Raw genomic sequence first — 13371 nt, forward strand, 5'->3', positions numbered from 1 at the left:
TAAAATGGTCGTAGGTGATTTTCCGATTGAATTAGATACTCTTGTTGTAGGGGCAGGACCTGGAGGCTATGTGGCAGCGATCCGTGCCGCTCAACTCGGACAAAAAGTTGCTATTGTTGAAAAAGGTGAGCTTGGCGGCGTATGTTTAAATGTTGGCTGTATCCCGTCAAAAGCGTTAATTAATGCAGGCCATCGCTACGAACATGCTATTTCCGGCGATGAAATCGGAATTAAAGCGGAAAATGTGACAGTTGACTTTTCTAAAGTGCAAGAATGGAAAGCAAGTGTCGTGAAAAAGTTAACCGGTGGTGTAGAAGGTCTATTAAAAGGAAATAAAGTTGAAATTATCCGTGGTGAAGCTTATTTCCATGATGATCATACCGTTCGTGTTATGACCGAAAGTTCAGCGCAAACGTACACCTTTAAAAACTGTATTTTAGCTACTGGCTCTCGTCCAATCGAAATTCCAGGGTTCAAATGGAGCGATCGTGTCATTTCTTCTACTGGAGCGCTTGCGCTTAAAGAAATTCCGAAGAAAATGGTCATCATCGGCGGCGGTGTCATCGGAATTGAACTAGGATCCGCTTATGCGAATTTTGGAACAGAAATTGTAGTATTAGAAGGCAGCAAGCAAATTCTTCCTGGATTCGAAAAACAAATGATCCAGCTTGTATCTAAACGCTTAAAGAAAAAAGGCAATGTTGAAATCTTCACTGAAGCAATGGCAAAAGGCGTAGAAGAAACGGCTGACGGTGTTAAAGTTACTGCCGAAGTAAAAGGCGAAACGAAAACATTTGATGCAGATTACGTGCTTGTTACAGTTGGACGCCGTCCAAACACGGATGAGCTAGGCCTTGAAGAAGTGGGCATTGAAAAAGACGAACGCGGGTACATTAAAATCGATAAACAATGCCAGACAAATGTAAAAGGCATTTATGCAATCGGTGATATCGTTGCAGGTCCGGCACTTGCCCATAAAGCATCTTATGAAGGTAAAGTTGCGGCTGAAGCGATCAGCGGCCATCCTGCTGAAATCGATTATGTAGCGATCCCGGCAGTAGTTTTCTCTGATCCTGAACTTGCAACTGTAGGCTATGATGAAAAATCAGCAAAAGATGCGGGCTATGATGTTACTGTTGCAAAATTCCCGTTTGCAGCAAACGGCCGTGCGCTATCACTCAATGATACAGATGGCTTTATGAAGCTTGTATCGCGCAAAGAAGACGGATTATTGATCGGTGCGCAAATTGCAGGATCTAATGCATCGGATATGATCGCTGAACTTGGCTTAGCGATTGAAGCAGGAATGACTGTAGAGGATATTGCGATGACCATTCATGCTCACCCTACATTAGGGGAAATTGCAATGGAAGCTGCAGAGGTAGCAATCGGAACACCAATTCATATCGTTAAGTAATATCGAAAAACCTCTTTCTCAGGAAAGAGGTTTTTTTATTTTAGGAAACTATAGTTGTTAAAAAACAAGTGGATAACTGGAATCGACGAATAGCCGATTCCGACATATCCAACGTCTCACTTCTCACTTCTGAACAAAGTTGTGAAGCAATTTTGTTCCATTCTTGACATATGGATAGTACAAGAGGTGAGGGGATGAGGCTGTTTATTTCAATCGTTGTGCATGCACTGATTTGGTCGGGTTTTTCACTTGTCATCCATCTTTCTAAACACGATCGCAGGCTTTTCGAGATCGTATTGCTATTCCTGTTTGCTTATTTCACTTATTTATTGACGTACTCCTTATTCAAAGAAAAGAAATTCGCCCTCCAGACAACGATTATCAGTACACTTGTATATTATGTCATGAGCTTTTGCCTCTATATATAAAACCTGCCGGGGTTCCCCGGCAGGTTTTATAACTTATTTTTTTAAATCTTCAATGGAGTTGATCTTCATATATTTTGGCACGGTTAATCCAAGTTTTGTGCCTTTAAGATTTGGACCAAGGTCCACTAACTTGCCTTTATATTTATTATAATAATCTTTGTGCGTTGTCGGCAGCCATGCTGCAACCATTCCGTCCGCGCTGCCGTCCGCCACACCGGCAAACATTGGGCCTGCTTCCACTTGTTTAAGCGAAACATTGTAGCCTTCTTGTTTTAACACCGCGCCGATGACGTTTGTACTGGCAATTTCAGATTCCCATGCGACATATACGAGTGAAACCTTTTTGCCATTTCCTTTAGGCGCTCCTTTTGTCCATTGGCTCACTTTATCGGCATGCTGTTTTATCCATTTTTTAGCAGCGTCTTCAGGTTTAGCGCCATTTTCGATATCAAGCATGACTTCTTCCATATCGGACGGTTTCCAATAAAATTGATCTAAAATTTGATAAGCCCCGGGATTATCTTCTTTCAGCCCTTTTCGAACCATTGTGTGGATCGCTTCACCTTTGCCAAAAGAGCCTTTTGGATCATCTAAATATTTTAACTTATATTTGCTGAACATCCAATGAGGGGTCCATCCTGTAACGATAATCGGTTGTTTTTTTTCATAAGCTTTCTTTAATTGTGCTGTCATGGCGGCAGCAGAGCCTTCTTTTAACGTCCACTTTTTAAGCTGATAATCTTTCATTGCTTTTTCGGTTGCTTTCATTAGGCCTGCACCAGGATCAATCCCTGTAATTTCATAATTTACCTGGCTTCCTACATTTCCTGCGCCCTTTAGATCGGGTCTGGCCTGGCCAATCGCGGCAAAAATACAAGCGACAAGAAAGACAATTGTAAATGCGCCATAAATCCATTTCTTTTGAATGGTTTTGTCAAATTGTGGCTTGATGAAATTTTGGGATATACGGTCTAAAATAATTGCGATAATAACAATGGCAAGCCCGGCTTCGAATCCTTCGCCTACTTTGATTTGCGTAACTGCCCGATAAACTTCAGCTCCGAGTCCAGGCGCGCCGACTAGCGATGCGAAAACTACCATTGATAATGCCAGCATGATGCTCTGGTTAACACCCGCTAAAATTGTCGGAGCGGCAAGCGGCAGTTGAACTTTAAACAGTTTTTGAGAAGTGGTGGAGCCAAATGCCTCTGTTGCTTCAATCAGGTCTTTTGGAACTTCTCGTATACCAAGATTCGTAAGCCTTATTGTTGGCGGTATGGCGAAAATGACGGAAGCTAATATGCCAGGAACAACACCGATGCCAAAGAAAAGAATGGCTGGAATAAGGTATACGAATGCTGGCATTGTTTGCATAAAATCCAATATTGGAGTGATGGCCTTTCGAACTTTGTCATTTTGGGAACTCCATATCCCGATCGGGATCCCGATCACAATTGTAATAACGACAGATGCAATTACTAATGCCAATGTTTTTATCGTCGCATCCCAAAGCCCGAGATTGTCGACAAGCAATAAGCCAATAAACGTAAAGATCGCGACACCCCACCTGCTCGTATAAAGTGCTAGCAGCGTCAATAATAAAATAAGAATAATTGGCGGGCCGTAGCCTAAAACGGTCATAATGATATCTAATAATGTCCCAATAATAGCAGATATGCCGTCGAAGAAAGCACCCAGATGTTGGGTAATCCATTCAACAATGATATCCACCCAATGGGCTAAAGGTAGTTTAGGAATACTCAAAACAATTATGCCTCCTTCTCGTTGTTTACATTTAATGCATCTTTATTTCCTGCAAGCGCTCCGATGACGGCGCCTCGAATGATGACCCCTTTCAGACGGTTTTCTCCATCCACGACAGCAAGTGGGAGAGAAGAAGTTGCCAGGGCATCTAGTAAGTCGATTAATAACGTATCCTCATGTACAGTCACGATGTCCCGTTTCATCACATCTTCAATCGATTTATTTTCTTTTACCGCCATAGAAGCATCATCCGCAGTAATCGCACCTAGCAGTTTTTTCTTGCGATCGACAATGAAAATACTGGAGTATCCTTGATCTTTCATAATTTGGAGAGCCACTCTCGGGCCGCGATCAGGGGAGATTTTTTCGGCGCGTTTTAATACGTGGGAGGCAGTTAATACTTTTGAAAGGTCCACATCTTCCACAAAGCGTTCTACATACTCATTTGCCGGATTAACCATTATTTCTTCCGGCGTCCCAATTTGAATAACAGTGCCATCTTTCATTAAAGCAATCCGATCTCCTATGCGAAGTGCTTCATCCAGGTCATGTGTAATGAAAATGATCGTCTTTTTCATCGACTCTTGAATTTCCAAGAGTTCATCTTGCATTTCTTTACGGATTAATGGGTCAAGGGCACTGAATGCTTCATCCATCAATAATATATCCGTATCGCTTGCAAGCGCTCTGGCAAGTCCAACTCTTTGCTGCATTCCTCCACTAAGCTGGGATGGAAGCTGATTCTCGTAACCTTTTAATCCAACCACTTCAAGCGCCTTTAACGCTTTTTCTTTACGTTCTTCAGAAGGAATGTTTTGAATCTCCAGTCCGTATTCCGTATTTTCAAGAACGGTTTTATGCGGAAAGAGAGCAAAATGTTGAAAAACCATGCTAATTTTTTTTCGGCGTACTTCCCGCAACTCTTTTGGCCCCATTTGGACGATGTTTTCTCGATCAATTAAAATTTCACCGGAAGTTGGATTAATTAACCGGTTCAACATTCGAATCAATGTAGATTTTCCGCTTCCGGATAAGCCCATGACGACGAAAATTTCGCCCGGATAGACTTCCAGCGAGGCGTGATTTACTCCAACCGTAGCCCCGGTTTGTTTTAAAATTTCTTTCTTGGAAAGCCCCGACTCAAGAAGCTTTAGTGCCGCTTTTTGAGATTTGCCAAAAATTTTAGTGACATTTTTCACAATAAGTTTCGGTTCCATATGTTTCACCCCTAGTACTAATAGTAGTAACCCTTTTTCGGCAACATATTAACATTACCCGTTTCACCATGCAGTTAAACATCTAATTTGTTATTTATTCATATTCAAAACCTTAACAATTATGAAAAAACGCCTTTGCAAAAGTTTATACTTGCAAAAGCGTTTTGAACCGCTATTTCCTTTTGTAATAGTACATGATTCGTCCATTAAATAAATGAAGTTCAGCTGAAAGTTTTTTCGCTAGGAATTTACAAAATTCGTTCGCCTTTCCTTTATCCCCATGTGTTGCTCCATCAGGGACCGTTACTTGTATGTACATCGTTTGTTCCTCGCTATTTTCTTCGGATGCCTCTTCATCGATGCCAATCATAATGTATTTATATTGGCGTGGATCCGTCCCTTTTAAATAAAACCAGCGAGAGTTTGCTTCTCGTTTTTCTTCTATCGTATATGGAAAAGAGGCTTCTTCATACTTCCATGCTAATTGATCTCCGGTTTTTGACGTGATGTCTTTATAGTACAGGAGTAAATCTTTTACTTCTTGTAGTGTGATAGATTGTTTGGCTGAAGCCGGAACTAATTTAATGTAGGCATTGTTTGCCAATTGTTCATCACTCCATTCTGCAGGATAGTATAAATAGTGTACCATTTTTTAAAATATTATGACAATATGGTTTTAAAAAGCCGAATAAAGGGAATGAAATAGTATCAATGAACTGTTATAAATCACCAGGCAATGAATATAGTTGTTATATCATGTAAACGTTTCAGCCCGCTGCGTGAAAATATTGGATCATAAGGAGGGATGGAAATGTTTGAAAAACTTTATGATGAGCAAGAAACCATTAACGTGCGGTTTGTTGGATTTACGACAGAGCATGTTCGCTATGACTTTGGAATCGTCCATACGAATATGTTTTTTGGAAAACCTCTTGTCATTTGCATGCAAACTGGCAGATCGACATTGCTTGACTTAAATGACATTAATAACTATGACTATTTGAAAAATGTGTTTAACATCAATTCAATAAAAGAAGCGGAAGACCTGGCATTATTTTTTGAAGAGACCATACCGTTTGTTCCGACCGTGGAGCAATACGATTAAATTATGTTCATATGAATTTTAAATGTGTTATACAAATTCGGTATTGACATTCCAATTGTGACATAATATTATAGAAATACGATAAATAAAGCGTTTACAATTGGGAGGGAGATGTATAACATGGGAGTTATCATTTGCCAGGTATGTGATTGTACGATCGAACATTTTGAAGATGAGAAAGTAACAACATTATATGCAAAAGAGTGCCCGCACTGCACTGAAAATGAAATTAAGAAATAAGCTCCGGAAATTCCGGAGCTCATTTTTGTTAAAGAACCGTAACAGGAATCGACCAATTGTCGATTCCTAAAACGAGTTCATCTATTTAATAGCGACGTGCTCTTTAATGACCTTTATCATTTTTAAGCTTGAGTCCTCGGGCCCTTGAACGGGAAGGCCAGCCTCGACATTTTCCTGGATGTAGTCCAGATTATCTTTTGTAATGATCTCGCCGGGAATGAAAATAGGGATTCCGGGAGGATAGACCATTACAAACTCAGCGATAATTCGCCCTACCGATTCTGCAAAAGGAATACTCTCTGTATCCGCATAAAAGGCATCTCGTGGCGACATGGCAAGTGCCGGAATATTCGGCACATGGACGGGAAGAGCCTGAGAGACGCTTTCGATTTCCTCGTTACTGTAAAAGCTGGATAGTTCCCGAAGAGCGGTAACGAGGATATGCGTATTTTTCTCGTGATCGCCGGTCGTAATTAAGCAGAGAATATTGTAAAGATCAGATAATTCGACTTCAATGTTGTAATGTTCGCGCAGCCATACTTCAGCATCATACCCCGTTATGCCAAGTTCTTTAACAGAGATTAAAAGCTTCGATGGATCCATATCATATGTTGCGCCCGTTCCTAATATTTCTTTTCCAACACAATAAAGATGTGGAATTTCATTGATTTTCGCCCTTGTTTCATTAGCCAGCCTAATCGTTTTCTCGGCTAAATCATGCCCTTCCGTTGCCAATCGTTTTCGTGCTACATCAAGTGAAGCGAGCAATAAATACGATGTAGATGTCGTTGTCAGCATGCTAAGAATCGTTTGAACGCGGTCTTTTGATACAAGCCCTTCTTTTACATTTAAGATCGAACTTCCAGTTAATGAACCGCCTAATTTATGGACGCTTGTCGCTGCCATATCCGCTCCGGCTTGCATGGCAGAAAGCGGAAGTTCATCATGGAAATGAATTAATACGCCATGTGCCTCATCAACAAGAACAGGGATCGAGTATGAATGGCTAATCTCTACAATTTCTTTTAAATTGGCACAAATGCCAAAGTAGGTCGGGTTAATGACAAGCACGGCTTTCGCATCTGGGTTTTGCTTTAATGCCTTCCTTACGCTTTCTGGTGTAATTCCGTGCGATATGCCGAGTTCGTTGTCCACTTCCGGGTGGATAAAAATCGGTGTTGCCCCAGAGAAAACGATCGCTGTCATAATCGATTTGTGCACATTTCGCGGCACGATAATTTTATCCCCAGGTGAACAAACAGATAGAATCATCGTCATGATCGCACCGCTCGTGCCTTGAACGGAGAAAAATGTATAATCCGCACCAAACGCTTCAGCCGCAAGTTTTTGCGCTTCATCAATCATTCCTTTTGGCGAATGAAGGTCATCCAAAGGCGCGATGTTAATTAAATCGATGGATAAAGCATTGTCTCCGATAAATTCGCGGAATTCCGGATCCATGCCGGCACCTTTTTTATGGCCGGGGATATGAAATTGTATCGGATTTCGTCCGGCATGTTTTTTTAAACCGGTAAACAATGGAGTTTCATGTTGTGACAATATTCAGCACCTCATCTATAATAAACATAATCATAATTGTTTTATTATACATAAAACATGAAAAGTATATCAAAATTCATTCTAATATGTAAGGATTATTTTAATGAAGAGGGTGGAGATTTGGTGAAAACGAGGGTAACCAAACTTTTGGGAATTCAATATCCGATTATTCAAGGCGGGCTTGCTTATCTTGCTTATTCGAAATTAGCGTCTGCGGTTTCAAATGCAGGAGGATTAGGGCAAATTACGGCCATGTCACTTCAGTCGCCGGAAGAATTAAGGGAAGAAATTAAAAAGGTTAAAGCGCTAACGGATAAGCCGTTTGGTGTTAACTTTGCGATTGGACAACATGGGAGACCATTTGAACATATGCTTGAAGTGGCCATCCAGGAAGAAGTGCCAGTGATCAGCATGACAGGAGGAAATCCTGCGCCGATTTTTGACATGCTGCAAGGAGTCAATACGAAAAAATTAGTGCTTGTCGCCTCAAGAAGACAGGCGCAAAAGGCTGAACAACTTGGAGCAGATAGCGTAATGGTTGTTGGCCAGGAAGGCGGGGGCCATATTGGAAAAGAGGATACCGGCACGTTTGTGTTAATTCCACAAGTTGTTGACAGCGTTTCCATTCCGGTCATCGCCTCCGGTGGAATTGGCGATGGCAGGGGATTGATGGCGGCGATAGCCCTTGGAGCGGAAGGAATTGAAATGGGGACACGATTTATTGCAACGAAAGAATGTGAACACGCCCATCCTATTTATAAAGAGATGATCGTTAACGGAGCTGAAACGGATACGGTTGTTATCAAACGAAAAATAGGTGCACCCGCACGAGCGATATCGAACACTTGGACCGATAAAATTCTTCAAGAAGAAGAAACCCGACCTACATATGAACATTTAAAAGACTTCATTAGTGGAGAGCGAAATAAAAAGTTAATTTACGAAGGGTTAAAAAAAGAAGGTTTTGGCTGGGCTGGCCAGGTGATCGGAAGAATCCACGACATTCCTTCTGTTGAAGAATTAGTCAATCGAATGATTGAAGAAGCTAAACAAATACAGGCAAAATGGAAAGGAATCTTTTGAAAATATTAGATACTTACCTATACCATTTTATTTAACCCCAATATAATGATGGTAAGAAGCGGAGAAAAAATCTCCCCTTCCTGCCGTCAATTTGCCACGTAAGCTTGTTTTTTTAAAAGGTAGAGAGGTAAGAGTGTTTCAAAGGTTGAATCAATTTTCGCAGCTAATTCTTCTGCACTCATATGTATAACATCTTCCCGAGAAAGATGAATACCGCATAGTAATTCAGCTTTTTTTACCGTTTTAAGTCGATCAATCATTTCTTCTAATTTGCTTGTTTTGATTTCTTGATGAGGATATGCTATCGGTTTCGTATGATCGCCTGACCAAACGAACTCGTCTGGAATCGTCCTTACAATTTCCTCTATTCTTTTTTCCATTAGAGCTCCAAATTGTTCTTTTATTGGGCACTCATAAATAATCGCAAACCAGACGAACATATGGGTTTCGAAGAGTCCGATTTGGAAATGGGGGAGCATTTTGTAACCACGAGAATTACTTGAAAAAGCAACCCACGTATCGTTAGGCGGATTCACTTTTCGTCTTGCATGTTTGGCGACATGAAAAAACATTTCTTCCCCGGTCCGGGCAGATAAAATGGGCGCAAAATAATTCCCGAGTTCCTCGAGTTTTGGCCAGATGTTAGATTTTATTTTTTCCATCCGAGCCTCTAATCCATCTACCTTGAATACGTCAAAATCTTCCTTAGAAAATGCTGCATGAATCGACATCATTCATTCCTCCTTACTGACGATATTCTCCATGTAGTTTATCATACCATTTTGTACATCTAAAAACTCAAAATTGATTTTTTCGTATCGAAAAGATTGAGCATTTGTCGGTTACAGACGAGATAAAACGCCATATGATAGAGTGAAGGATTTTTAAAACGACACTAAAAAATTTTCATAAAAACGATAGGGAAGGGAAGTGTAACAATGAAACAAGTGATTCAAACATTAAAAAAGAATGATGCTGAGCGGAGAATTCCTGTATTGAAACTTGAAATTGACTATGAATTATCAACATTGTTTGATGCAATGAAAGCAAAAGACCAAAAGCAAATTAATGACTCTAAACGGAAACTCGAAAAATTGCGCCAGGAATTAGTGAGATTAGAGGCATGATCAGGCCGGATTCAGGATAATAAAAACTAGCCGACCCTAAAATGGAGGGTTCGTTTTTTTGTGATTGAATAAGTGTGCGCTATAATAATAAAAAAGATTGAAGTAATGGAGCTGATAAGATTGAATGTTTCTACATGGCAAACCATTTATGAATGTGCTGAAAAGTGGATTTTTGAGGCGGGCGAACTGTTAAAACAATCGTTCACTGAAAAACGTACAATTACATATAAATCGAATTTTTCAGACCTTGTGACCGATATGGATAAAAAGGTTGAAAAGTTTTTTATCGGCAAAATTAATGAAACATTTCCAGAGCATAAAATACTCGGTGAAGAAGGCTTTGGTGATGAAGTGACAAATGCCGATGGAGTCGTCTGGATAGTTGATCCGATTGATGGGACGACAAACTTTGTCAATCAACAATTCAATTTTGCGATTTCAGTTGGGATTTATGAAAACGGCGAAGGGAAAATTGGGTTCATTTATGATGTTGTCAGAGGCGAACTGTTTCATTGCATGAAAGGAAAGGGAGCTTATTTGAACGAGAAAAAGTTGCCAGCCCTTGAAAATACGAGTTTGAATGAAGCGGTAATAGGCATTAACGCAACATGGGTGAGACCGAATACGAGGATCGATCATCATCGTCTTATTCCAATCGTCAAAAATGCCCGTGGAACAAGATCTTATGGGTCAGCGGCTTTGGAGCTCGCGTATGTTGCATGCGGCAGGCTGGATGCTTACATAACGATGCGCCTTTCCCCATGGGATTTTGCCGCAGGAATCATATTAATCGATGAAGTCGGCGGGATCGTAACGACTGCCTCAGGAGATGAAATTAATGTTTTAGACAAAAATAGCATATTCGCCGCCAAACCGGGACTCCATGAATCCATTTTAAAAGAAATTCTTCGCTGATAGGAACGATCAGCGAAGAATTTTTACATAGGAGAATATTAAGGAATAGGTGGCGAGCGTACGCCCAGCCCCTCGAGTCGCTTCACCTCCCCTGTGGCGGCAACAGCCACGAGCATCTACTTCACGAATAAGCTTCGAGTTGTCTCGACACAGCAGGCTTCGGAGCTTCTCTTGTAGAGGAAGAGACATTGAGGGTGAGGCGCAAGCGCAAGCAGCTGTCGGGCAAGCCAGGACGGCGAGGATTGCACCGTTGTCCACAGGACGTCGACGTAGTTAGGTGCAATTCGGGCGCTTTCGCTTTTCTTATATTTTGCCGGCTTCTCTAAGCCGCTTTTTTAACGTGAAGCCTAAGCCCATGAATACGATGACGCCTATAACCGCGAGAATTCCGATGAGCCAGCTTTTTTCTGCAAGCGCAACGCCAATGGAAGCAATCGACAAAGCGGCTAACATGGCGATTAGAAAAAATATAACGTTCGTAAATTTCAAAGTTAACCCTCCAATCTTCATGTTTATTGTAAATGATTTTGTGAAAAAAAGAAAAAGATATTTCATTTGTGCTATAATAGAACAGTTGTAAATAATTCAAGATAAAAATGATCTCATTGATATAGATCTTTAAGGAGAGATTACGTTGAAACGTCGAGAAGACATTAGAAACATCGCGATTATCGCCCATGTTGACCATGGAAAAACAACGCTCGTGGACAAACTTTTGCATCAGTCCGGCACGTTCCGTACGAATGAAAATGTGCATGAACGTGCAATGGATTCTAACGATCTTGAAAAAGAACGTGGAATTACGATTCTGGCAAAGAATACAGCCATTAATTATAAGGATAAACGCATTAACATTATGGATACACCGGGACATGCCGACTTTGGCGGAGAAGTCGAAAGGATTATGAAGATGGTTGACGGGGTATTGCTTGTTGTTGATGCCTATGAAGGCTGCATGCCGCAAACGCGCTTCGTGCTAAAAAAAGCATTGGAACAAAAATTAACGCCAATCGTTGTCGTTAATAAAATCGACCGCGAGTTTGCCCGTCCGCTTGAAGTCGTTGATGAAGTGATTGATTTATTCATTGATTTAGGAGCAGATGAAGACCAGCTTGAATTTCCGGTCGTATTTGCTTCGGCGATTAAAGGAACAGCAAGCCTGGATCCGGAAAAGCAGGATGAGGATATGACCGCTTTATTTAATGCGATCATTGATCATATTCCGGCACCTGTTGATAACAGCGAAGAGCCGCTTCAATTCCAGGTCGCATTGCTCGATTACAATGATTATTTAGGCCGTATCGGGATCGGGCGTGTCTTTAGAGGGACGATGAAGGTTGGCCAGGCCGTTTCCTTAATGAAGCTTGACGGAAGTATAAAGAAATTTCGCGTGACGAAAATTTTTGGTTTCCTTGGCCTTAAGAGAATTGAAGTAAACGAAGCGAAAGCAGGCGATTTAGTAGCGGTTTCGGGAATGGAAGAAATTAACGTTGGTGAAACGGTTTGTCCGGAAAATGAAGAAGAGGCTCTTCCTGTTCTTCGTATTGATGAGCCGACTTTGAAAATGACATTTTTAGTAAACAATTCGCCATTTGCGGGCAGAGAAGGAAAATATATTACGGCCCGTAAAATTGAAGAGCGTTTAAGAGCTCAATTAGAGACGGATGTATCGCTTCGTGTGGAAAATACGGATTCGCCGGATGCGTGGATCGTCTCAGGGCGCGGTGAGCTTCATCTATCCATCTTAATTGAGAATATGCGCCGTGAAGGGTATGAGCTTCAAGTATCGAAACCGGAAGTCATCGTTCGCGAAATTGATGGGGTCCGCTGTGAGCCAGTTGAGCGTGTGCAAATTGACATCCCGGAAGAATATACAGGGGCAATTATGGAATCGCTCGGCGAGAGAAAAGGCGAAATGTTGAATATGATTAATAATGGTTCCGGACAGGTCCGGCTTGAATTCATGGTTCCTGCCCGCGGATTGATTGGCTATACGACGGAATTTTTAACTCAAACACGGGGATACGGGATTTTGAACCATTCCTTTGACAGCTATCAGCCATTTATTGCCGGAAATGTCGGCGGACGCAGGCAAGGGGTGCTTGTCTCGATGGAAAACGGTAAAGCAACTCAATACGGCATTATTAACGTCGAAGATCGAGGTACTATTTTCGTTGAGCCGGGTACGGAGGTTTATGAAGGAATGATCGTTGGGGAACATACCCGTGAAAATGATATTACCGTCAACATTACAAAAGCAAAGCAAATGACAAATATGCGTTCCGCTACAAAAGATACGACCGTTACAATGAAAAAACCGAGAATCATGACATTAGAGGAAGCGCTAGAGTATTTAAATGACGATGAATATTGCGAAGTAACGCCTGAAAGCATTCGTCTCCGTAAAAAAATTCTCGATAAAGGCGAACGGGAAAGGGTAGAGAAAAAGAAAAAACTCGCAAAGCAACAATAAACGAATTTACATTAGCAATTCGTTCTTCCAACGTGGAGGTGT

The 13371-nt window shown here is 41.3% G+C and carries 13 protein-coding genes; 7 read left to right on the plus strand and 6 right to left on the minus strand.

The annotated features are described in order from the left end of the window. Positions 1–4: 4 nt before the first annotated feature. Positions 5–1417 carry a dihydrolipoyl dehydrogenase gene (gene lpdA / locus WD019_RS00900; protein ID WP_026676023.1) on the plus strand — a complete coding sequence of 471 codons (1413 nt, stop codon included), beginning with the start codon at positions 5–7 and terminating at the stop codon, positions 1415–1417. A gap of 461 nt (positions 1418–1878) precedes the next feature. Here the strand turns inward: lpdA and WD019_RS00905 are convergent, their stop codons facing one another. The 3 genes from WD019_RS00905 to WD019_RS00915 all read right to left on the minus strand — a co-directional run bounded on the left by WD019_RS00905 (position 1879) and on the right by WD019_RS00915 (position 5430). Next, positions 1879–3609, minus strand: coding sequence for a glycine betaine ABC transporter substrate-binding protein (locus WD019_RS00905; RefSeq protein WP_425710394.1), 1731 nt, complete (start codon positions 3607–3609; stop codon positions 1879–1881). Between the two features lie 5 nt (positions 3610–3614). Further along, entirely contained in the window at positions 3615–4826 is a 1212-nt protein-coding gene (locus WD019_RS00910; RefSeq protein WP_425710395.1) for a quaternary amine ABC transporter ATP-binding protein, read from the minus strand. Positions 4827–4998: 172 nt separating this feature from the next. Next, complete coding sequence (locus WD019_RS00915) at positions 4999–5430, minus strand: DUF1885 family protein (RefSeq protein ID WP_026676020.1); 432 nt, start codon at positions 5428–5430, stop codon at positions 4999–5001. A gap of 201 nt (positions 5431–5631) precedes the next feature. Between WD019_RS00915 and WD019_RS00920 the strand changes: the two genes are divergently transcribed. Together WD019_RS00920 and WD019_RS00925 are read left to right on the plus strand one after the other, a co-directional pair. After that, positions 5632–5931, plus strand: a complete 300-nt coding sequence (locus WD019_RS00920) for a DUF3055 domain-containing protein (protein WP_026676019.1) — start codon at positions 5632–5634, stop codon at positions 5929–5931. A gap of 120 nt (positions 5932–6051) precedes the next feature. Further along, entirely contained in the window at positions 6052–6171 is a 120-nt protein-coding gene (locus WD019_RS00925; protein WP_081412537.1) for a GapA-binding peptide SR1P, read from the plus strand. Positions 6172–6252: 81 nt separating this feature from the next. On the opposite strand, the gene WD019_RS00930 is transcribed toward WD019_RS00925, so the two are convergent. Further along, positions 6253–7731 (minus strand): aminotransferase class I/II-fold pyridoxal phosphate-dependent enzyme, encoded by a 1479-nt coding sequence (locus WD019_RS00930; RefSeq protein WP_026676018.1) that lies wholly within the window; start codon positions 7729–7731, stop codon positions 6253–6255. A 120-nt stretch (positions 7732–7851) separates the two neighbouring features. On the opposite strand from WD019_RS00930, the gene WD019_RS00935 reads away from it, so the two are divergent. Beyond that, positions 7852–8814 carry an NAD(P)H-dependent flavin oxidoreductase gene (locus tag WD019_RS00935; protein ID WP_035349734.1) on the plus strand — a complete coding sequence of 321 codons (963 nt, stop codon included), beginning with the start codon at positions 7852–7854 and terminating at the stop codon, positions 8812–8814. Between the two features lie 86 nt (positions 8815–8900). Here the strand turns inward: WD019_RS00935 and WD019_RS00940 are convergent, their stop codons facing one another. After that, positions 8901–9548: a YktB family protein gene (locus WD019_RS00940; RefSeq protein WP_425710396.1), complete on the minus strand. Its 648-nt coding sequence runs from the start codon at positions 9546–9548 to the stop codon at positions 8901–8903. Between the two features lie 204 nt (positions 9549–9752). On the opposite strand from WD019_RS00940, the gene WD019_RS00945 reads away from it, so the two are divergent. Further along, positions 9753–9941, plus strand: coding sequence for a hypothetical protein (locus WD019_RS00945; RefSeq protein ID WP_026676015.1), 189 nt, complete (start codon positions 9753–9755; stop codon positions 9939–9941). A gap of 120 nt (positions 9942–10061) precedes the next feature. Continuing rightward, positions 10062–10856: an inositol monophosphatase family protein gene (locus tag WD019_RS00950; protein WP_425710397.1), complete on the plus strand. Its 795-nt coding sequence runs from the start codon at positions 10062–10064 to the stop codon at positions 10854–10856. 303 nt (positions 10857–11159) lie between these two features. Here WD019_RS00950 and WD019_RS00955 read toward each other — a convergent pair whose 3' ends face one another. Continuing rightward, positions 11160–11345, minus strand: coding sequence for a DUF5325 family protein (locus WD019_RS00955; RefSeq protein WP_026676013.1), 186 nt, complete (start codon positions 11343–11345; stop codon positions 11160–11162). Between the two features lie 145 nt (positions 11346–11490). On the opposite strand from WD019_RS00955, the gene typA reads away from it, so the two are divergent. After that, entirely contained in the window at positions 11491–13329 is a 1839-nt protein-coding gene (typA, locus tag WD019_RS00960; protein WP_026676012.1) for a translational GTPase TypA, read from the plus strand. Positions 13330–13371: the final 42 nt, after the last annotated feature.

The sequence above is a fragment of the Fictibacillus sp. Mic-4 genome (assembly GCF_049843615.1).
Lineage (GTDB): Bacteria > Bacillota > Bacilli > Bacillales > Fictibacillaceae > Fictibacillus_A > Fictibacillus_A gelatini.

Bases quoted from the DNA above. Each gene is read 5' to 3' on its own strand.
- WD019_RS00910 (WP_425710395.1), bottom strand. From the start codon at position 4,826: ATGGAACCGAAACTTATTGTGAAAAATGTCACTAAAATTTTTGGCAAA.
- WD019_RS00940 (WP_425710396.1), bottom strand. From the start codon at position 9,548: ATGATGTCGATTCATGCAGCATTTTCTAAGGAAGATTTTGACGTATTC.
- lpdA (WP_026676023.1), top strand. From the start codon at position 5: ATGGTCGTAGGTGATTTTCCGATTGAATTAGATACTCTTGTTGTAGGG.
- WD019_RS00945 (WP_026676015.1), top strand. From the start codon at position 9,753: ATGAAACAAGTGATTCAAACATTAAAAAAGAATGATGCTGAGCGGAGA.
- WD019_RS00920 (WP_026676019.1), top strand. From the start codon at position 5,632: ATGGAAATGTTTGAAAAACTTTATGATGAGCAAGAAACCATTAACGTG.
- WD019_RS00925 (WP_081412537.1), top strand. From the start codon at position 6,052: ATGGGAGTTATCATTTGCCAGGTATGTGATTGTACGATCGAACATTTT.